This window comes from Burkholderia sp. Ac-20365 (assembly GCF_017104715.1).
Lineage (GTDB): Bacteria > Pseudomonadota > Gammaproteobacteria > Burkholderiales > Burkholderiaceae > Paraburkholderia.
Genome location: NZ_JAAGPI010000004.1, coordinates 412,940 through 432,157 on the forward strand (window position 1 = coordinate 412,940; position 19,218 = coordinate 432,157).

The window sequence follows — 19,218 nt, forward strand, 5'->3', positions numbered from 1 at the left end:
TCACGATTCAGAACCACCTTGCAGGCTACCCTCGAACCGATGGGCTGGCGACGGGCGAAAGCGCCACAGGGCTATGCGCAGCTTCCGCCAGCGCCAGACCAGTGTGCCTGGGCTAGGCCTTCAGCCACTCGATCAGTTCGTCCGAGATCAGTTGAGCGTTGATCTCTTCGTCCGAGAGGTTGACGAACGTCTTCAGATCGTCGATATGCGCGAAGCCGGTATTCGAAAAGGTGTCGCCGATGCTCTCAAGGAACGGAAACGTACTTCCTTCGTTGCGAACACCGATGAAGAGAAAGTACACATGATCCTTACGTTCTTGCGACTGCCTCAAAGCCTCGATGGTCGCTGCGTGATCGGTGTTATCGCCGTCGGTAAGCGCGATGATGAGGCTTCGGCGCTTTGGACCAGAGTCGACCTCGCGGTCCTGTTGACCGAAGAGGCGGCCAAGAAAGCCTGCCTTTTCAACGGTCTTTCTCCAACCAAAATGCTCCAGCATACGATTGACGAAGTAATGGTAGTGGGTTGCGCCGCACCAGCCCTTGACCTTACCGATGATCTTCGTGGCGACGAAATCGGAGAAATTGTCTGCCGTGATTTCGCCGACATAGACAACGTTCTCGGGTCCATCGGAGAACGTCATGCAGTCGAGCTTGCCATCCGGATCGAAGGTGAGTCCCCAGGCGGTCAGGCGAGCGATCAATGCGTTCGTGACCCCGGCCAGATGGAGTTTCTTGAAGGACTCAGACACGTCGACTGCAAGTCCGACCTCCATTTCGGGGATCGTCTTGACACCGGCTTTCTCGAGGTTCAGAACGAGAGCCTGCCGGCTCTTTTCCAGATTCAGTTGGAGCGCCATGCGGTCTGTTTCCTTTCTATAAGTTGAGTGAGATCGGTGAGCTTTTCCATTGCCAGAAACTTCTGCGTTTCCGTCGGTCGATCTGGCAACGAGGAGAGCTGGCTGTACACTGAATGCAAGCCGAGCAGCACGCTGTCCTGAACGAGTTGCACCAGTTCCTGCAGTCTCGTCTCGTCGGCCTCGATCGCAAGGACGTTCTCTTTCATCAGTGCCTGCGTCCCCGCGAGGGAAGTGAGCCTTGACTGAAGGAGGTGTTCGTCGTCGCTGGCGATCTTGTCCAGGAGGTACTCTCCCGCGATGATCGGTATTTCCAGTTCTGCCTGGGCCGTTGCGCACCGGATCTGTAAGTCTCGGGCAGCACTGATCGATGTCGTGAGTTCCTTGACCCCACTTTCAAGACGTTGCTCGATCTGCTGCACTTCCGGTTCGTGGTTCGCCCACACTGTGTGCGGCGGTTTGCGGAGAAAGCCGCCGTGCATCGCGTCCGTGACGTCCGCCAGCAATTCCAGCAGCCGGCGCAACAGCGCAACAGCCTCCCTAGTCGATCCAAGTCCCGCGGATTCCAGTCGCTGCTTGATGAGCGCGTTGGCGCTCTCCTGTCTTGCGATGCCGAAATCCAACCAGTCGACGGAAGTCATCGATGAAGGATCGATGCCTCGAAGGAGGGCAACTGCGCCCGCGACAATTTCGGTGGAGGCCTTGGGAAAGCGCCGCGCCAGTTCCTCGGCGGAAGCACGGACGCCACGCACGACTGCGCCAGTAACGCTGCTCGGCTCGCCAAACTGGATCGGAGCACGCTGCTTGTCTGCGGGTGCGCCGACCAGGGTGGCTGCATTGCTCGAGCGAACGGACGTGACTGGCATCTCATTGACGCGCTGCTGCGGAGCTTTGTGCTCGACCCCGGGGGAAACGGTCGTGAGCGGCATGCTCATACCGGGGCTGTCTCCAGCGGACGGGGCGTCCTCAGAGCTTGCCTTCGCCTTGCCGCCGACAACCGTTACCTTGTACTCCATTTCGCGACCTTCCTGATCGATCAGGTGAAGTCCGCGAGGACGCCGTTGAAATTGGTGTTGAAGCCGGCCCCGAGATTCAGATACGCCGGCGGCATATTCGGCTCGATGACGATGGAGCCGAGGTGCACGCCCTTGAACGAACCGAACTGGTCGGAAAGGCTGACTTCGAGCAGTTTCTCGTCCCGGCTGTTGAGGATGGTGACACGCGGGTTCACCACATCCCTGAATACCTTCCCCTGGGCTTGCTCGTGAATCATTGCCAGCAATGGAATCTCGATGCGGCCTACATCCGGCATTGTGAGATAGGAGGGGTTGACGATGATGTATTCGTCGCCCCCTTGTTGGGCGTCAGGGCTGTGGACCAACGCGCCGCCATGGATGCTGAAAGTCTTGTCCGCGGCAAGAGGGAGGATGCCGACACGTTTTCCGCTCGGTGTCACCCGGTCGACGTTGTACGTCGAGAGGATGTCCTCGAAAGAGGTCGCCCGAGCGCCGCTGCCGAGATTGACCGTGTGCAGGGCATGCAGATCGAGGTCGGTTTCCCCCGCCCAGGTGAGAATCGCCTTGAAGATTTCTGCCTTTTCCAGGTCGAGGGCGAGTTTTTGGGGGACGTCGCCTTCTTTGTACAGGTCGAGTACGAGCTTGGTCATGGTAGTCCTTGTGATGTTTACAGCTTGGCTGGGGATTTCGGATTGGTTCGACGGCCGAGTTCGAACACTTCGCTGCGGGCTTCCTCAAACATCGCCCGTGCCGTAGCGAACTTTTCGCGGTTCGCTTCTCTGGAGGCGTCGACGGCATCCTGCAGCTCGCGGGTGTCGTTGATAATCTTCTTGAGTTCCTGGGCCTGCCGGATGCGATTGTTACCGGGTGCATTCGCGGCGGTTGTGACGACTGTCTTGGTGATGCGCGCGCGAACGTCCTGCAGGTTCCTCTCGAGGTCTGCGTTCGCACCATCGAGGCGCTGGACGTTCTGCACGAGTTGCGCGCTGTGGATCGTCAAAAGCGTCATCCGGATGCTCGCGAACCGGGTGCCCATATTGGTCCGGAGCTCCTGAAGCGTCGACGTTCCCGCTGTCTCGAGTTGTTGGATCACGACCTGTTCAGCCGGCAAACGCGTCATCATTCCTTCGCGGGCAAGCGCGACAGACTCGAGGGCGGCGAGTTTGTCGTTGATCTCCTGCTTTCGCATCGAGTCATTGCCGGCCGACGCGAGAAGGGCAGGGGCGATCGTTTTCGCCTTGACCAGGGCGTTATGCAGAAAGGCCACGCCGAGTACGAAGTCGACGAAACTCTTGCGGTACTGGTCTTTCAGGCTTTCCAGACGGTGCAATTCGTCGACAAGGGTTGCTGCGTCCTGTTGCAGACGGTTCTCCATGCCGACAACGACGTCCTGTAGCGTCTTTGACCGCTGCTTCGCGAGTCGCGCGAGATTGTCGTACACCTCATCGATAATACGAGCGCGCAGCTTCTTGCTGAAAATGCCACGCGCGCGGTCCCACAGCGTGGGTTTTGCGTTCAGGATCGAGTCCGCGAGTCCGCCGAGGTCCTCTTTCGCCACGGCCTCGTTCAGCGCAGTCACGAGCTTGAAGACCTGCGGGTTCTCGGCCTCGTTGACCTGGTCGAGGAACTGGCCCAGGACATGGTTGAGATCGTCCGACGGTTTCGTCTCAAGCGTGACGATGTCCTGGAGCGACAACGCCTCAATATCGAACGCCGCGACGCGGGCCTGAATGTCACGCACTTCACCAGTGGTGAGTTCAAGAGGGAACTTCTGAGGAAGGGTCAGTGCCTTTGGTGCCGACACTTGCGCAACCTCGGTGCTATTGGCACCCACGGACTCCAGCGAACGAGCGCTGCTACCCATACGAGTGATTTCCATCTGTCGAACTCCTTAGGCAGACGTCGCCGTGACAGCGGGAGTTTCTTCCTTTGCCTCAGCACGGCGACGTGCCACCAGGGCGGCGCCGATCACGCTAACGAAACCTGCGAGTTCGAGCAGTTCCAAAATGTGTTCGTGAACGATCGCGCCGACCCAGGCAGCAACGGGTGCGAGCATGGGATCGCTGAGGGCCATTTCCACGCCGACCCAGCCGAGAAGGCCGCCACCAATCCAGACGATGATCTTGAACCGGTCCATCAACGTGGTCAGCACGCCTGCGCCGAAAACAATCACGGGGATCGACAGCGTCACGCCGCCGATCGCGTAGATCGTGCTGTGAGCGGTCGAGCTATGCGCCGCGGCCGCGACTGCGAGAACGTTGTCGAGGCTCATCATGAGGTCGGCCAGGACAATCGTGCGCACAGCGGCGAAGATCCGGTCGTTTTGTGCGACCGCGTGCTCATCGTCGCCACTGGAGGCAAGCAGCTTGTATCCGATGTAGAAGAGGTACGCGCCTGCAGCGATCTTGAGAACGGGGAGGCCCATCAGGAAGTCTGCTGCCGCGAGCAACAGCGCTCGGAGAATGACCGCACCAGCTGTGCCCAGCAGGATGGCGCGCATGCGCATTGCGGGCGGAAGGGAGGCACAGGCTAACGCGATCACGACCGCGTTGTCCACTCCCAAAAGCATATCGAGTACAACGATCTTGCCCAATGCGGCCCAGTCGAGGGAGAGAAGAATGTTCATTCGAAGTTCTCAGGTTGGTAATTCGGTTTGGGTTTTAAGAGGGGTTATTCGGTTGTGCCTGGCTCGGTCGGCACCGTCGCCGGGAGCGCTCGTGCTCCCCGGCGGGTCACCATCGCTGCGGCGACAACAATGAGAGCACCGACGAGACCAGTGAACGGCGTGAAAGAGAGGGTCGTGAGCCACGCGTTTGCGTGATCCAGCAGTGGGTCGGAGAGCGCAACCTCCATAGCGACCCATCCGATGAGTGCGCCGCCAAGCCACATGACTATGGGAAAAGGGCCAAGGACGGCCGCGAGCAGCCCGGCTCCGAACATGACGATGGGTATGCTGAATGCCACGCCGGCCACGGCGTAGAACATGCCGTTTGACGGTAGCTGGTGCGCGGCCGCTGCTACGGCAAGGACGTTGTCGAGGCTGAGCGACGCATCCGCCAGGAGGATGCTCAACGCGGCGCCCAGAACCGTGACCGATCCATGAACAGTGCGGCTCTGCGCGCGGTCGCCTGCGAGTAAGCGATAACCGGCAAAGAGAAGATAGATGCCCGCCACGATGCGAAGAGCCGGGAACCCGAGCAGAAAAGCCACGACGGCGAGCATTGCTACGCGGACAGCCGTCGCACCAAGCGCGCCAACGATCATTGCGTGCCACCGCAGCGCGCGCGGAAGTGCCGCGCACGCCGGCGCAGCGGCGGCAGCGTTGTTCACGCTAAGTGTCAGGTCCAGTACCGCAATCTTGACGACTGCGGTCCAGTCCAGTGGCATGAGAAAGTCCAAACGGCACTCCGTCTATACCGGGGTTGTGGAAGCGCGGGGCAACGTACGTCAGTCCCCGCGTGCTATGCCTATCGTGCAATGCGTTTTACGCAAGGCAAGCGACTGCGTGTTCTCTGCATTGCGCATACAGGGACCCAATATCGACGCGGCGCGCGGAAAATTCAGGCGATCGCCCAAATATTCCCGAGGCGCCTTGAGGGCGATGGGAGGTGGGAGGGAAGTGGCCGTCCAGGGAGGCGGTGCGCCGCGGGGTTGCATATCGACCGCACGAAAGGAGAATTCAGTCCGGCCGGCACATGTCCCCGACGGGCGCTCAGGAGGTGAACTGAATCGACGATAGGTCACGCGTCACGCCTGTCGGCACAACGGAGAGCCCATGCGGCGCGCGGACTACTTTGTCGTGACCTCGTGATGCGGGCGACGTTGGCGGGCAACGTCCCTCACGGCACGGCGACGCGACCGGGCGTTCTGGGGAGATGAGATCCTCCAGTTCCCGTTGCTCCTTGATGTAGGTCAACGTGTAGTAGTAGTTGTCGAGCGGGATGAAGCAGCCGTGATCGGCCGCCCAGTCGCGCATGTACCGGTTGCAGTTCGTATTCCAGGCAAGCAGTTCGATGCCCCAGCCCTGGCGGTGCATCCGCTCCAGATCAGCACGGAAGCCTTTACCGTACTGGTACCCAGATCCATCGCCGGTCAGCAGCACGGCGACACCAGGTGGCTGATCGGCCAGCGCACGCAGCATATGCACCTGAATCGCCTGATCGACAGCCTGCTCCGTGTGTGTATTCTCGCTGCGCTCATACACCTCAACCTCAATGCACGAAGCAGCGAGAGACTGCCGAACCGTTGGAGTCAGCCCTGGCGGGGTTCGCTCGGCGCCCCGGATGGATCCTGCACATACTCCGGTCGTGACAATACGGCCGGCAGAGGCAAGCCTGATGAGGGAGTCATAGTGCAGACGAACGGCGTGGCGGGTAGATTCGCCTTCGAGGGCGACCGCCATTTTTCGCGCGCCACCGAAGATGTTCGAATGGTCCAGAAAGATGCAGCAGGTGTTCGATGCGGACGACATGTGATCCTCTCCAGAGGCAGGACGGTTGGGGTGAGGCTGAACAAACAGCGCGAAACGTGAATATCTGGTGGGAGTTGGTCGAAGGCGTGGTAGGCGTCGCAGATGCGCGCGATACCGCCGAGCTCGACCTGGCTCGATAGTGCGTAGGGGCGTTGCGATTGATGGGGTTCGCCGACAAATCGAGGATGCCGGGGGCCTGAAGATCAGGAGGCGAGGGGTGCTTTGCTGAAACCGGGTGTCTCAGGAAAACATCGCTGCGTGGTGGGCGGTCGCTAAACTAGCCGAGAAAGAGGTGATCCGGCTCCCCCTTGTGAGGGGAGCCGGATACCACGACTTGCGGTTGATTAGTTCACAAGCGACTCACGAATCGCCGAGGCAAGTGTGTCGAACGCTGCATTGATACGCTCACGCTCTTTACCCTCCGGGAAGGGCTTCCAGTCCATGCCGGTGAGCGGGCACTTATGAAAACGATTGGCCGCGTATACGCTCAGGTAATCATTCTTTCGGCCGAGCGCGGCGAGCCGGTCCTCGATCCACGACTGAAATGCGCGCGCAGCCATCTCGTACGGTTCGGTGTAGTACGGCTTGCCACCCTGATCAAGCTTGTGGGCTTCCAGCGCAAACGATGACATCGTGGGACCACACTGGACCTCGATCTCACCGCCGTCAGGATTGCCTCCATAGTGCGCGATCGCGATCGCCCGGAAGTCCGCGTGCAGAGTCTTGTTGCGGCCCTTGAGCTTTTCGCCTGACTTGGGGCCGAGATGTTCATCGACCGCCTGAACCGCCGCATGAACGTTCCCTGCATCCCTGATCATGCGAGCCACCCCGTTGATCGACGCGCGCTCCATGACACGAGCAGCGTGTTTCACGTCGGTCGAACTGTATTGCAGCGTGACAGTTGCCCGGAAAGGACCCTCTTTCATCGCCTTGTACAGCGCCCGCATGGCGTCGCGCAGTTTGCCCGCCGGAAGGATATCCGGATTCGCACTGGCGAAATCATTCACGCCCGAGGGCTGACCTGTTGCGATTTCCGTGATGAGGTTGTCCCACCCGTGAAACCACTCATGGCCCAACGCACCGCCACCGCGCACCTTTGTGATGTTGATCACGCGATGCACCGATTCCCAGTGCGCTGCCGCTGCACCATTTTTCCAGCCCTTCGCCCCATTTCCTCGCGCGCCGAAGGCCAGAGCGAGCTTGCCGCCCAGCGAGATGTACGAGTCGGGCACGCCGAGCAGATCAGCAAGATCGGCAAATGCCGCACCGGACTGCTCGGTATGGAACTTCCCGCTCGCAAAATCGCGAAGCACCCAGTTGCCCGATTGCACGGCCCTCAGCTTATAGAGTTCCTTTAACTCGACAGTCGATTGCGGGATGACCTGTCGGCCTCCCTCGCGCTCAAAGGAGTCCGCAACGCGAAGCTGAAACCGGACTGCCTCGGATGTGGCACGCGGCGCGCGTGTCACTTCCTTCTCCATCCACTCCCAGTCTGCGATCTTGCCCATCTCGGCGACGGCAACATGTTTTGCAAATGCATCCGAGCCATAACGGGTCGACCGGTAGCGAAGTACGGCAACAAACCGGTCGCCAAAGAGGTTCAATGCGCGATGAAACGCATTTTCCCTTTTGTTCCGGTCCTTCGCAGTTGCCACGATCGCGTCGACACGCTCGCCGAGCATTCGACGCTCGAGGTCAATTTCATCGCGACGGGGTTTTACCTCTTCGAGCAAATCGGACCAGATCTGCTCAACCCGCTTATGCTCCGCTTCGGCCGCGTCGAGCTTTTGCTGCAACTCGGGCTTGGCCTTCCAGCCGCGCCGTTGACGAACCTCGATTTCTCTCTCGAACGGATATACCTCTGCCTTTGCGGTCATAGCGCGTTGATAGGCTTCATCGGTACGCTTCTGAATCCCCTGGCGCTCAAGAAAGAGAACATGGGACTTCTGCTTGGCTTCGGCACAGATGGAAGCTTCCTCGGGCGTGAATACCGCGCCCTCGAACGCCGACCACAACTCAGCGAGTTCCCGGACGACATCGGCGGTCTTTCGCGTCGCTTCAAGCCGATCGCGCAGGATCTGCAGACCGGTCGCATAGTCTTTGCGAGCGTCCGGCGCATCGATACTAGGTTCCTGAGCAATTGCGGCATAGATGCGATCGATGAGGAAAGCTGCGCCCGGTTCAATCCCGGCCGCGCGCAGCGCAGCCCAGTCGATTTCGCCAAAAAAATTCGACTTCGTCACGAGGTTTTTGGCTTCGCGCGGGTTGGACTCCAGTTCATCCCAGTCAATCAGACTGACATGGACACGAGATCCGTCCCGCTTTGCGCGAAGGATAACGGCCGACGCCGCCTGTTCCTTGCGCGAGCCTGCAACATACCCAGCATCGCGGAACCGGTAGTTTTCGCTCCGGTGGTCGTCAACGTCGACGACAGCAGCCGGTTCGACCGGTTTGCTACGGTGCTGAGCGACTGTGGCGACTGAGGTTGTGACGGTGATGGCGCGAGTGATGGCTGTCGGTTCGGGAAGACCGGCGGAACATGCCCCGACCGGTACGCCAGGCATGGCAGTGGCAGTCGCGCTCAAACCATCATCGATATTGTCGAACAGCGGAAGGGCGAACTGCAGATACTGCGAGCCGCTGGTTTTTGCCTGGTTCATAAAGGTCTCCTTCGTTGCCCCAGAAGGGCGATAGAAAAAAGGAGACACCCGCGAATGGGCTTGGCGAAACGTGAACGCTTGGCCAAGGGCACGCGCGGAAAGCGCCCGCGCGCCCCGGGAGGGGACGCACAGGCTCTCTTTCGCTGGTTGCTTTCGAAGGATGGTTTAGCGGAAGCGGGCAAGAGCAGGAGATTCGAGTTCGCTCGCAATGGTCGCGTTCATCATCATCGCCACGGACGCGGCCGGTGTATGACTCTTGAACAGCGTCAGTTCGCCGTCCTCTCGCTCGAGCTGCTGCACTTGAATTCCCCGCACAACGCGCCAGCCACCGGGATGGCCCGACGCCGGCCGCCACGAGTTGTGGTGAACAGCGTTCGTCAGCGTGAGCGGCCCGAATCCCGCGTCCTGTCCGATGTTCCGGACCTTTGCCTCCTCGTAGTCGAGGTCTTCCGGCTGGAGGCTGGTGGCATCAGTGATTCGTTCCCGCGCGACGTCGCGTACGACGATCTGCGTCTCGTGCAGGTCGTATGCGTTGCCCGAGACGTACGTCCTGACTTCACCGTGGACGTCGATATCGGACATAACAATGCCCAGCTTCCGTTTGCCGTGGAGTTCGACGACCACCCAGGAAAGTGGCCGGAAACAGGCTACCTGCGGCGCGACGGCGCCGCCTTCAGCGTCGGCGCGCCCGCCATTCACTTCCTGTTTGGGCGGTTCGAACTGCAGCAGGAGGTTCTTCACGAGTTCCCGCTGCTCCGAAGAGGAGAGTCCGTCGATGCCCAATATCTTTTCATCCACCGAACACGTCGCGTGCATGTACCGGAGCCCGGCGCCGTGGCGCGAACAGGTGACGAAGAAATGTCCCTGTTCGTCGTTTGCAACGGCGAATGCGAACGGCTCCTTCGTCGGCTTGAGAAAGAGGATGCCTCTCTTGCGTCGGTCGTAGAAGCCCGCAATGCCGTCCGTCGCGTCGCTATGGATGTGGGCGAAGCGTTTGCCAACGACGTCTAAAACGACGCGGGCTTTTCGTTCGTGCTTGCTGTTCATGAATTACTCGCTCTGAATGATGCCCAAAAAGGGCGGGGAAAATCTGAGCGAGCAGATGAGGCGCTGGGCGCCACCGCTGTGGTGAACTGTTATCTAGTTCAGCAGAGAGTAGGCTGACAAGCAGGAGATGACCCGTTTGATCGTCGGTGCGACCGTAGGGCAAAGAGATATCGGAGTGATTCGTCCCTTGCGGATGCCATTTCAATGGCTGTCGAGGAGAGTAGCAGAGGCGAGGCGTTCGGGCAAGGCACCATGCTCCGGGAAACAGGAATCGCATCTGGTGCCAAGAGACACCGTAGCGCCCCCCCCCGAAGGGGCGCGCTACGGCGATGGGCGCGATGACACCCGTACTCCGTTTATGCGGCGACAATTTCCTTGCCGCATCGTTCGCACTGCGGCTCTAAGCCGAAATCGCTTGCGCGGGACGTCCTGGCGCACGTTCTTTCAACCTGTCCGCTGGCGTGTGAATCGCGACATGCCGTGCCGCAAAACGGCAAAACCGTTCCGGTCGCCTCTGACGCATCATCCAGAACGAAGAGAACGGGAATGTCGCCGGCCGTTTCCGGCCCGTCGGTGGCCACACACGTCTCATGCCCAGCGCGAGCAATGACACCTCCGAAAATCGCGTGCAGGCTCCTCACCTGCTCAATCTGAAGTGCAAACGGACCGCTCGCCGAGAATGCAACGGCGTTTTCGAGGACATCCACCTGCAGCGCGTCGTACAGGCCGCGGACGTCACTTGCGTAACGCCCCACCCCGATCTGCCGGAACTCAACATGACGGCCCGAACCGCCGTCCCCGAGCAAGGACGCCGGCACTCTTGCGAAATCACCGCGCATGCTCCGAACGTAGCAACGCGCAGCCGCTTCGAGGGCAGTGTCGCCATAGGCGCCGAACTCGTTTCGGTGGGGATAGGTTCCGGTGATGCCCGGATCCTTGAACGCGAAGTAGTTCGCCGCCGTTCCCCGGAATTTCCGCACGACAATGCGCTCACGCTCGAGGATCGGCCCGAGCGCCATTTCGTCCGCAGTAAATTTCGGCACAGTCTGGCTAACCACGTTGCCGTTGATTTCAAGGGGCCGTTCGATTCTTTCGATGAGCAGATCGAGCACTGCGCCGCTTGCTTCCGGGACGAAAACGAGCGACTCATTTGCGTTCAACTGTGCGTTCGATTTCTCGTGCATTTCCTGTTACTCCTTGAGTAGTGTGCCCTTTACGGGCGTTTGAACAACAGGAAGCGCGGCGGCGCTTGGTTGAAGCCGATGTTCAACGAAGCGTCCCGATGCGAGATCAGATGGTCCTGATGGTCTAGAGGTCTAAAGGCAGGTAGTCCGCCTTTCAGGCGGACTCGCAACGACATGTCAGTCGACGGTACGGGGGATCAGAGCGTCCGCGCGTGGCGTGGATCCTGTTTCTTTTCTTTCGCCATATGGCGGCCCACTGCACAGCCTGCCATTGCACCCAGCACCGCGTGGTGACCGAGCGCATGGCCCGCAAGGCCGCCCACTACGGCACCCTTCAGGCAGCCGGCCGCGTAGGCCGGGGTAGTCGCGGAAAAGAGCAGTGCAGCGCAAGCCGCAGAGACGAACAGAAGCTTTTTCATGGTGGAAAGTTCAGAGATTGAAGGGCGATGTGGCGCAGCCGCACACACGAAAGAAGTCTGCGCCCACAAAGCTGCAACGCAAGACGGCTTCGCCCGCGTTGTTACGGGCAGGGCAGCCGCAAAACGGTCGGACCTGGCGGAAGGGAGACCTATGCTTCGAATGGCGGGTGGGAGCTTTACAGCCCGCGGAACGGCCTGTGGGCCGTCCCAACGGGTGACAGGTCAGGCCGGGGTGACTGCCACTTGCTCGCTGTTCAGACGTCGCATATACCAGCCGGTGAGCCACGCCTCATAGGGTGTGGGCGCCACACTGAAGTTTTCGCAGACAGCGAGGTATTCTTCCCGAGCCGCCTCTCGCTGTGCGTTGCAACCCAGAAGTACGGTCGTAAAGTGCGGCCGATGGTAGGTGATATCCAGCCCGTGATGCCATAGCTGCATCTTCGCGAGGTCATGGGCGCCCTGTTGATCCTTTGCTGAGACTACCGTCGAGCCGAGTGCGACAACAATGCCGTCATCTCCGACCGCATCGACGGATACGTGATAAAGCATCGCACCTGACTCGGTGGATGTCCCGCAGGGGCAGCTATTCGTATTCATTTTCGATCCTATGGTTGTTGTCCGGTGGGACGTTAAAAGCCATAGCGACACATCCAATGCTTGAGTAACTCGCTCGCAGGTAGTGAGCGATTACGCTAGCGCGGATGGAAAGGATGCGACTCAAGAGCCTGGTCAGTTGGTCAGGCGCGCATCGGCTCCGTTGAACGGGTGTCGATGCGCTTGCCTTGAATCAGACGGCAGTTGGTGTCAGGTTGCCCCCGACTGCCGTTGTTTCCGTTTCGGTTAGTGATAGTTGCCGCCACGTGCTTCCTGCATCTCTTGAATCGGCCGCACGACGGACACCGGAACTGTCGTCCGCCGCCGCGGAACCGGGATCACAAGCCTCGCGCCCGTCATCGGTAGCGTCCTCTCACAGAAACCGCTCTGCCAGGTAGCGAGTGCCGATCTCCTCCAGCCGCTTGCCATCCACAGGGCGGATGCACAATACGCCTTGAACCAGTTCGGCGAGACTGCGTTGCGGATCCTTGTCGATACAGCGGATCAGATGGTGCGCCGAGTATTTCAACTTGACGTCGCCAATGTCCCGGATCCACGCAGGCACGCGTGCGTGCTCTTCCTCGGCGAGTTCGTACTCGGCGCGAGCTGCCGCATCCCGGGACACGAACGTGAAATCGCCGGCCTCACCGATCGCGACCCTGCGCTTGTCGCAGGCGATACGCCACTTTCGGTCCGGATAATTGTTGCTGACGACGCCGCAGGCTCCTGACGGATAGCGGACGTTGTTGACGTACCAGCCACCGTGCCGCCAGCGTGAATACTGGGGAATCCAGTCAGCTGCCGGTGCGAAACGTGGTTGCGATTGTTGATGTTGATTCAATGAAGCCTCCGAAGATCATGCCGCTACGCGGCGTTTGAAATGGAGGGGTGGACGCTTCGATGGGCGCTCTGAGGAAACGCACATGGAAGGATCAACAGGGAGATCGTTTTAAGGGACGATGGTGCGACAGCGCCCGGACAAGGTGCGCGATTGCAAATTGCGCTGCGATCCGCGAGACGCGTGAGTCCCTGTCAAGAGACCCACGCGTGCAGCACGAACCGACTCGTTCTATGGGTATGGCGTTTAGCCGAAGTACCAGACCCGGCACTGGTGAAGCGCTTCCGTGATCAAAATCTCCCGGATGCTCGGCTCCAGATCGGGGATCCGAAGCGTAAGCGCGACGCTGTTGAGGAGTTGAACGGCCGCCAGACCTACCGCCGAAGTTGCGCCAATCGCTGCGATCTCCGGATGAAGGCCGTCCCAAAGATCCGCGTCTATCGCTTCCTTGACGGTGACGCCAGCATATTGCTCATCCCAATAATCGTCCACCCACTGTTCCGCCGATTTCAGCGATGACACCTGTGCGAGACTGTCGTCGTCGTCATCGACGACAAAGAACACGCCATAGTCGCGCATGACGATGAAGAGTCCGAGGTAAAACTTCCTGTCTCCTGGCGCCTTGGGATTCGGGTTATTCGGATCCTCTTCCCCGGACAGGTAGACATCGACCCACTGTTCTGCAAGGGGAGGCGATGAAACTTTGCCAACCCTGTTGCCATTCCGGTTGAAGATGAGGCACACGGTATCGGTTTGTTGCCGGATGACAAAGTCGCGGTAATGCAGGTCCTCCGTCAGCTTCGGTGTGCCTGAGGTGGGTTTGTCACCGTTACCAGGCTCGTTCGTTTCTTCGTGTTTCTCGATGTTCCCGTTCATATGCTTCTCCTTCGTTGTTGCCGTCGTTACGGCGGGGTATAGAAGGAGGTGGCGCCGCACTGCGCTTGGGGCGCCGCTCACAGAAGCGGTGACCCAAAAGCAGGGGAGACAGTGGCCGCGCGTAACTGCCGCGGCGCACTGCTCAAATGCGATTTAATGGGTCGCTGGCTTGCCGAACCGGGAAAAATCGGGCTGACCACCCAGTTCTGCGATGGCTGCGTCTGCGTCGACGCCGTTCTGCGCCGCGAGCTGCCGGAACTCTTCCAGCTGTTCCCGATGCTGCTCGATTTTCGCCTGGCGGTCTCGCAACTCGAGCGCGAGAATATGTCCCTTGCCACGAGCCCGCTCGACACCACTCAGCGCAAACTCATGATCCCGAAGCCGGTTGAGTATCCAGCCGACGTGTTCCTGGACCACCCGCGGGACGTTTGCCAGCGCAGAGTCAACTGGTCGGCTTTGCTGATTATTCGACATCTTGCCTCCTTGATTGCCGCAAACGCGGCGATAAAAAGGCCTAACAGAACAACTTGCGTCAGCGGATGCGCTCACGCAACGTGGTCCAGTACGACTGTCTGTGTGTTTCGATGTGTTCCTTTGCCCAGTCGCAGAAGATCCGCGCCGCTCACATTACGTAAGGCGGCGCGGGATCTGCTTTACGTCAACGACGTCGTTCGTCGCGACTGCTTTCTTCAGCGTCGGCGATCCGATCGATCATTCCCCGGGCGCTGACGGTGTGGAAATACAGCACACCCTCGTTCCAGCAAAATGACGGAAGCTTTTCCGTGTTGAACGCCGGCTCTTCCAGGATATCGAAGAGCGTCTCGAGAGGAACGGCACGGGTCGCAACCGTCGAGTCGCCCTGCGTGGCATTGAACCAGACGTCATCCTTACTGATGTCGATGGCCACAACATCGGGGCACCGGCTTTCTTCGGATTTCCATGCGCTGGGCGCGAGGAACGCGCGAACGGTTGCAAGATCCTGCTCCTGGCAGACGGCCCGCAGCGCTCGCAAACGGTTGATGAATTGCGGGGAGAGGGTAACGCATGCCGACGTCGCGCCCACCGCTTGGACGTGGAGAGTTGGAGCCCACGGTGTAACCCTGATTGCGGCGCCGACCAGTTCGACGGTACCGAAGTCACCACAGCTTCCATCTTCGTGCTTGTCGTCCGGGACGATGTAGTGACCAGCGCCGTCGACAGCAACGATCTCGAAATCGTCGACAGACTCGATTCCCTGCCGGGCGGCAAAGATGTCGAGTGCGATCGCCGCGCGCTTAGCTCGGCTGAACCCGGCAACGTTCTTGCCGAACGCGACGTTGTAGAACCCGACGGCATCTTCGTCTTCCGCACTCTCGGGCTTCGTCGACAGCGGGCGCACATTCACGTAGATCATGTTCATTGCGAACCGGATCACCTCGTCGATGCTCTGACGTCCTGCTTCAATCTGGTAAGCAACCCATTCCCAGTAGTCGGAAAGGTTCGTGTAGCCGCTCCGCAGGTCTCGCGCGTGCCATTCGCGGTTGAAGTCGCGGATCTCCTCGCCAAAAAAGGTCTGAAGTGCGGCGATCGAACGCTTCGTCGGATTCATGCTGATTGTGTTCATAAACTTCTCTCCTGTCGTTGCCTCGAACCGAGACTGGTTGAAAAGAGAAGGGCATCGCTTTGGGAAGAGCGCCGCCGAATGGCGCACTTCCCGGAGCGGTGAGCGAGCCCCGCGTCTGGGCAGACGCGGGCTCTGTCTTTCTGAGGGGTTGCGGGAAGCATCACTGCCGCGATGCTGGGTCGCGCGCGCATTGCAGCCGCGAACGACTAGCCGCCGACGATTGCCTTGCGATTCTCTTCCTGCGACACGAGATGGTCGTAGAAAGCATCGGCGATGCGTTGGCGGATGTCCGAGCCGAACGGCATCGAGACTTCGAACTCGTACAGGATTGCGCCGGCCGGCGCTCTGAGTCCCGTGGCAGTCAACGCATCGGCCTCATTCTTCGAACGAGCGTAATCGAAGCCACCGCCGTTCTCGTCCAACCAGGCCACCACGAAGACCGTGATGGTCTCCCTGATCATCAGGTCGAGCGCCTCGACCGTGACACGTTGCTTACCCTCGACCACCGCCGGCAACGCGTGCGTTGCTGTCGTCGCCCCGTTGTGCGCCCTTACAGCCTGTTGCCATGTATCAACGCTCACGTGAACCAGCGCGAGTTCTTCTTCACGGAGGTTGTGAATCCCGTATTCGTCAAGATTCTCGCCGCTGTTGTACGTGGTCTGGTCAGGCGCATTCCACTGAAGCACAGTGCCGTCCTTGTCGAAACCGAGCACGGCCCCGTCGGCTAGCGACTTGTACGCCATCTCAACCTGATCGCGTAACGCCGTGTAGTCAGCCTGAGCGTTACCCGTATCTCGGTAGGTGCTGCGCACAGCCATTGCGAGCGCGGCTTTGCAGGCGGGGAGATGGCGGTAGTACTCGGTAAGCCCGTCGATGACGTCACTGAGGTGTCCATTGAAACGAACCTCGACCGGATCCGTGCTCGAACTGGTGGTGTCAGCCGTGCTGGCCCGTTGAACTGCCTGTTCGGCATGTTCGAGCGCGTTCTTTTTCTCCGGAAGATCCACGTTATCTGCGGTGCTGTAGATCTTGTCCTCGATACCCGTCTCGATATCTTCGACGTGTTGCGACGCCATAGCGATCAATGTCGAAACCACCGACAACGGAAGCTGGATGACCGGAAGAGTGGGGATTGCCTTGTTCATGCGCGTTTCTCCTTTTTGTCCGTGTACGGACGGTTTGAAAAGGAGGAGCAGTAACGCTCGGATGAAGTGTCATTCTTCATCAGAACGCTCTTGGTGCGCTCGAACTGTATCTGCGCGCGAGTGCGCGGGAAGTAGATGCCGATCTAAACGGCTGGGTCCGATTGTAAGCGGATCGGCGCCCGACGGCAACGGCCTGAGGTGGGCGTATGAGTGTCGACGCTTACGGCGCCGCAGTGGCGCACGTTGCCGTTATGACAGCCTTGGCTGCGTCGAAGGCGACTGGCTTGACCTGTCCAGTTTCAACAAGCGCCACCAGATCCCAGTGCGAAATCTCGGTTGCGAGGGGCGTATGGCAGCGCTGACCATCGGCCCAATGGTAGAGCGACCAGAAATTTGGCCATTGCTTGTCCATCTCCATCCGGAAGCGCATCTCGCCTTCCACTAGGACGTCGTAGTCACCGGACGCGTCGCGATCGCAACTTATGCGAATTTTCGCGACTGCTGCAGGAGTGGAGCGGGGCGAGATCGGGGCGGGACTCGAGCGCATGATTGTTGAAAGTGCGGTTACCTTGAGGCGATTGTCCCAAGGGAGATCCGAAATGCAAATCGCGATTGTCGCCCCTCGACCTACTGTCTTTCGAGCGCACACGGTGAGAGATTGCCGCCACAATTGATTCCGCAGTGCAACTGGCGCGTTGCTTCCCCGAGCAAGAGCGTCTGTGCATCGCGAACCGACGGAGTGTACCAGGTATGCTTCGGCCTCGATGTTTGAGCCGCTGACAACAACGTCAGCGGCTTTTTTTTCGGCCCATACGCTGCTACCTCATGGTCTCAAAAAGCGACGACCCAAATCAAACTTCCCAACAAAATCAATGCAGAGCCGTGTGCAGAGGGTATCAAAAGTCCTAATAGTCGAACACCCGCTGCGTATGAAACGTCATTTCTCGCAAGGGTGAATGTTGAGCTTTTCCTGGCACCTTTCTGGACGGATGACCGCCCCGAGTCATTCAGAATCCGCTCATTCATAAAGGTCACCGGTCACCCGGTGTCGCTCTGAACGTCTGGCCCCCAGGACGGTATGGCAAGAAAACAGTTGCGGAACAGGTATCAGGATGCGCGCCCGGAGCTGATCGGGAAATTTCACTGGTGCGCCTACTGGAAACACTGGGATGAGATTCTCGACTGCAAGATTGTCGATTACTCATCGGTGTGGACCGTCCGGAAGGTGGGCGACACCCGCGTCCGGAACCACTCAACCCTGATGGAGGCTGGGCTATTCTTTGATGAACCACGAATCGAGAACGGCAGACACCTTGCTCCGATCAGGTCCTCTCCACAAGAGCCCGGAGGAAGGTCATTGCATACCGGATAACCCTGCGGTCTTGTGGCTGCGAAAAGTGAAGGCCCGCAACACAGCGCGGCTGGTGGTGCATGTAGCAGGCATTAGCGCCCTGGTCATAGCAGTAGTTTTTGTTGCGATCTTCGGAACGGCCCTGCGCCCGTGATCCGACGAACTAACGGACTGGTTCCTATCAGCATGGACATTGAAAGCGGAATTATCAGGGATGGCCGTCTCGGACGCCGCGCGCTTGCCCCGGTCGCGATCGCGCTCGCCTGCGTGATCTACCCGGTGGCGACGAGCGCGCAGACGGTCGGTGGCACTTGCAGCCCGATCGGCGCGACGACGAACTATGAGTTCAACGGAGTGCTGGTCTGCGGTCCGAAAGGCACATGGCGACCCGTGATGAAGCCCGTGCCAGCTTCATCGTTTGGGGAGAACGCCTCGATCGTCTCGACAGTCGGCGACCGCTTCTCAGGTGCAATCAAGGCGATCTTGAACGCCGTTCAGGACGAGGTGCAACAGTTGTTCGAATGACTCCCCGCCAGCTGACACGCTGGCAGAAATTGTTTTCACATCCAGATGGGACCGTGCAATGAGCACAAATATCGCAAATCAGATGGGCGGGCGCGGGGTCGAACGCGCAGCGGGAAAGCACCAGTTCGAACAGACCACGCTTGCCTTACGCTGGTACTTCGGACACCGCGGCCGCGGTGGACGCATCGCCACATTCGTTTGTCACACCGTAATGCTGACGGCGCTGACGTTATTTGCGGCGACGCTTGCCGCACTCGGGAGCGTGTTTCTCGCAACGATCCTGCAGATCAACTCGGACACGCGCGGCGTGCGCGAGCATACGCTTGATCTCCTCACGCACACATCGGCACTGCAATACATCGCACACATCGAAGCCGTGCTTACTTCGAACCTGCTCTCGTTTCTCGCAGCCTCGTTGCTCTGCGCGATCGTCTTTGAGATGGCGTGGACGATCAAACGCGCGAGACGGTTGATGCCGCCTGTGGAGTTTATCGCGCGGTCGTGACTACTTGTCGACTACGGGCGCCGGCTCCGCCCAGGAGCCTTGATCAGAACGCCTGAATGGCGGGACACAATGCAGGCTCGCGATGGTAAAGAAAAGCGGTAACGAGCGGTCCCTGGTCGGCAAAGTCACGG

Annotated in this window: 20 protein-coding genes; 2 read left to right on the forward strand and 18 right to left on the reverse strand. The window is 59.6% G+C overall.

The annotated features are described in order from the left end of the window. Nucleotides 1–112: 112 nt before the first annotated feature. From G3O01_RS10965 to G3O01_RS11050, 18 genes are all read right to left on the reverse strand, one after another. Entirely contained in the window at nucleotides 113–856 is a 744-nt protein-coding gene (locus tag G3O01_RS10965; protein WP_205804642.1) for a VWA domain-containing protein, read from the reverse strand. Beyond that, entirely contained in the window at nucleotides 841–1,869 is a 1,029-nt protein-coding gene (locus G3O01_RS10970; RefSeq protein ID WP_205804643.1) for a hypothetical protein, read from the reverse strand. Before G3O01_RS10970 ends, G3O01_RS10965 begins: the two co-directional genes overlap by 16 nt. A 20-nt stretch (nucleotides 1,870–1,889) precedes the next feature. Next, a complete protein-coding gene (locus G3O01_RS10975; protein WP_205804644.1) occupies nucleotides 1,890–2,519 on the reverse strand; it encodes a hypothetical protein in 630 nt (209 codons plus the stop codon). A 17-nt stretch (nucleotides 2,520–2,536) separates the two neighbouring features. After that, nucleotides 2,537–3,748 (reverse strand): hypothetical protein, encoded by a 1,212-nt coding sequence (locus tag G3O01_RS10980; protein WP_205804645.1) that lies wholly within the window; start codon nucleotides 3,746–3,748, stop codon nucleotides 2,537–2,539. Between the two features lie 12 nt (nucleotides 3,749–3,760). After that, nucleotides 3,761–4,495 carry a YjbE family putative metal transport protein gene (locus tag G3O01_RS10985; RefSeq protein ID WP_205804646.1) on the reverse strand — a complete coding sequence of 245 codons (735 nt, stop codon included), beginning with the start codon at nucleotides 4,493–4,495 and terminating at the stop codon, nucleotides 3,761–3,763. A 44-nt stretch (nucleotides 4,496–4,539) separates the two neighbouring features. Beyond that, nucleotides 4,540–5,268 carry a hypothetical protein gene (locus G3O01_RS10990; RefSeq protein WP_205804647.1) on the reverse strand — a complete coding sequence of 243 codons (729 nt, stop codon included), beginning with the start codon at nucleotides 5,266–5,268 and terminating at the stop codon, nucleotides 4,540–4,542. 313 nt (nucleotides 5,269–5,581) lie between these two features. Then, a complete protein-coding gene (locus tag G3O01_RS10995) occupies nucleotides 5,582–6,340 on the reverse strand; it encodes an NYN domain-containing protein (RefSeq protein WP_205804648.1) in 759 nt (252 codons plus the stop codon). Between the two features lie 344 nt (nucleotides 6,341–6,684). Further along, a complete protein-coding gene (locus G3O01_RS11000; RefSeq protein WP_205804649.1) occupies nucleotides 6,685–9,000 on the reverse strand; it encodes an LPD1 domain-containing protein in 2,316 nt (771 codons plus the stop codon). 165 nt (nucleotides 9,001–9,165) lie between these two features. After that, nucleotides 9,166–10,047: a hypothetical protein gene (locus G3O01_RS11005; RefSeq protein ID WP_205804650.1), complete on the reverse strand. Its 882-nt coding sequence runs from the start codon at nucleotides 10,045–10,047 to the stop codon at nucleotides 9,166–9,168. Between the two features lie 356 nt (nucleotides 10,048–10,403). After that, entirely contained in the window at nucleotides 10,404–11,231 is an 828-nt protein-coding gene (locus G3O01_RS11010; protein WP_205804651.1) for a hypothetical protein, read from the reverse strand. 197 nt (nucleotides 11,232–11,428) lie between these two features. Continuing rightward, on the reverse strand, nucleotides 11,429–11,650 hold the full coding sequence (locus G3O01_RS11015) for a hypothetical protein (protein WP_205804652.1): 222 nt from the start codon (nucleotides 11,648–11,650) through the stop codon (nucleotides 11,429–11,431). Nucleotides 11,651–11,872: 222 nt separating this feature from the next. Beyond that, complete coding sequence (locus G3O01_RS11020) at nucleotides 11,873–12,247, reverse strand: hypothetical protein (RefSeq protein ID WP_205804653.1); 375 nt, start codon at nucleotides 12,245–12,247, stop codon at nucleotides 11,873–11,875. 370 nt (nucleotides 12,248–12,617) lie between these two features. After that, nucleotides 12,618–13,085: a hypothetical protein gene (locus G3O01_RS45260; protein ID WP_241023829.1), complete on the reverse strand. Its 468-nt coding sequence runs from the start codon at nucleotides 13,083–13,085 to the stop codon at nucleotides 12,618–12,620. Between the two features lie 243 nt (nucleotides 13,086–13,328). Beyond that, entirely contained in the window at nucleotides 13,329–13,958 is a 630-nt protein-coding gene (locus tag G3O01_RS11030) for a hypothetical protein (RefSeq protein WP_205804654.1), read from the reverse strand. Between the two features lie 153 nt (nucleotides 13,959–14,111). After that, nucleotides 14,112–14,432: a hypothetical protein gene (locus tag G3O01_RS11035; protein WP_205804655.1), complete on the reverse strand. Its 321-nt coding sequence runs from the start codon at nucleotides 14,430–14,432 to the stop codon at nucleotides 14,112–14,114. A 184-nt stretch (nucleotides 14,433–14,616) separates the two neighbouring features. Then, nucleotides 14,617–15,561, reverse strand: a complete 945-nt coding sequence (locus G3O01_RS11040; RefSeq protein WP_205804656.1) for a hypothetical protein — start codon at nucleotides 15,559–15,561, stop codon at nucleotides 14,617–14,619. A gap of 206 nt (nucleotides 15,562–15,767) precedes the next feature. Further along, nucleotides 15,768–16,706, reverse strand: coding sequence for a hypothetical protein (locus tag G3O01_RS11045; RefSeq protein ID WP_205804657.1), 939 nt, complete (start codon nucleotides 16,704–16,706; stop codon nucleotides 15,768–15,770). 220 nt (nucleotides 16,707–16,926) lie between these two features. Continuing rightward, nucleotides 16,927–17,148, reverse strand: a complete 222-nt coding sequence (locus tag G3O01_RS11050) for a hypothetical protein (protein WP_205804658.1) — start codon at nucleotides 17,146–17,148, stop codon at nucleotides 16,927–16,929. 1,095 nt (nucleotides 17,149–18,243) lie between these two features. Between G3O01_RS11050 and G3O01_RS11055 the strand changes: the two genes are divergently transcribed. Further along, the gene (locus G3O01_RS11055) at nucleotides 18,244–18,582 is read left to right on the forward strand and encodes a hypothetical protein (protein ID WP_205804659.1); all 339 of its coding nucleotides are present in this window, start codon (nucleotides 18,244–18,246) and stop codon (nucleotides 18,580–18,582) included. A 58-nt stretch (nucleotides 18,583–18,640) separates the two neighbouring features. Next, the gene (locus tag G3O01_RS11060) at nucleotides 18,641–19,087 is read left to right on the forward strand and encodes a hypothetical protein (protein WP_205804660.1); all 447 of its coding nucleotides are present in this window, start codon (nucleotides 18,641–18,643) and stop codon (nucleotides 19,085–19,087) included. The last annotated feature ends 131 nt before the right edge of the window (nucleotides 19,088–19,218 follow it).

Bases quoted from the DNA above. Each gene is read 5' to 3' on its own strand.
- G3O01_RS10985 (WP_205804646.1), bottom strand. From the start codon at position 4,495: ATGAACATTCTTCTCTCCCTCGACTGGGCCGCATTGGGCAAGATCGTT.
- G3O01_RS11035 (WP_205804655.1), bottom strand. From the start codon at position 14,432: ATGTCGAATAATCAGCAAAGCCGACCAGTTGACTCTGCGCTGGCAAAC.
- G3O01_RS10980 (WP_205804645.1), bottom strand. From the start codon at position 3,748: ATGGAAATCACTCGTATGGGTAGCAGCGCTCGTTCGCTGGAGTCCGTG.
- G3O01_RS11010 (WP_205804651.1), bottom strand. From the start codon at position 11,231: ATGCACGAGAAATCGAACGCACAGTTGAACGCAAATGAGTCGCTCGTT.
- G3O01_RS11005 (WP_205804650.1), bottom strand. From the start codon at position 10,047: ATGAACAGCAAGCACGAACGAAAAGCCCGCGTCGTTTTAGACGTCGTT.
- G3O01_RS10975 (WP_205804644.1), bottom strand. From the start codon at position 2,519: ATGACCAAGCTCGTACTCGACCTGTACAAAGAAGGCGACGTCCCCCAA.
- G3O01_RS10970 (WP_205804643.1), bottom strand. From the start codon at position 1,869: ATGGAGTACAAGGTAACGGTTGTCGGCGGCAAGGCGAAGGCAAGCTCT.
- G3O01_RS11020 (WP_205804653.1), bottom strand. From the start codon at position 12,247: ATGAATACGAATAGCTGCCCCTGCGGGACATCCACCGAGTCAGGTGCG.
- G3O01_RS10995 (WP_205804648.1), bottom strand. From the start codon at position 6,340: ATGTCGTCCGCATCGAACACCTGCTGCATCTTTCTGGACCATTCGAAC.
- G3O01_RS11045 (WP_205804657.1), bottom strand. From the start codon at position 16,706: ATGAACAAGGCAATCCCCACTCTTCCGGTCATCCAGCTTCCGTTGTCG.
- G3O01_RS11015 (WP_205804652.1), bottom strand. From the start codon at position 11,650: ATGAAAAAGCTTCTGTTCGTCTCTGCGGCTTGCGCTGCACTGCTCTTT.
- G3O01_RS11030 (WP_205804654.1), bottom strand. From the start codon at position 13,958: ATGAACGGGAACATCGAGAAACACGAAGAAACGAACGAGCCTGGTAAC.
- G3O01_RS11055 (WP_205804659.1), top strand. From the start codon at position 18,244: ATGGACATTGAAAGCGGAATTATCAGGGATGGCCGTCTCGGACGCCGC.
- G3O01_RS11060 (WP_205804660.1), top strand. From the start codon at position 18,641: ATGAGCACAAATATCGCAAATCAGATGGGCGGGCGCGGGGTCGAACGC.
- G3O01_RS11040 (WP_205804656.1), bottom strand. From the start codon at position 15,561: ATGAACACAATCAGCATGAATCCGACGAAGCGTTCGATCGCCGCACTT.
- G3O01_RS10965 (WP_205804642.1), bottom strand. From the start codon at position 856: ATGGCGCTCCAACTGAATCTGGAAAAGAGCCGGCAGGCTCTCGTTCTG.
- G3O01_RS11000 (WP_205804649.1), bottom strand. From the start codon at position 9,000: ATGAACCAGGCAAAAACCAGCGGCTCGCAGTATCTGCAGTTCGCCCTT.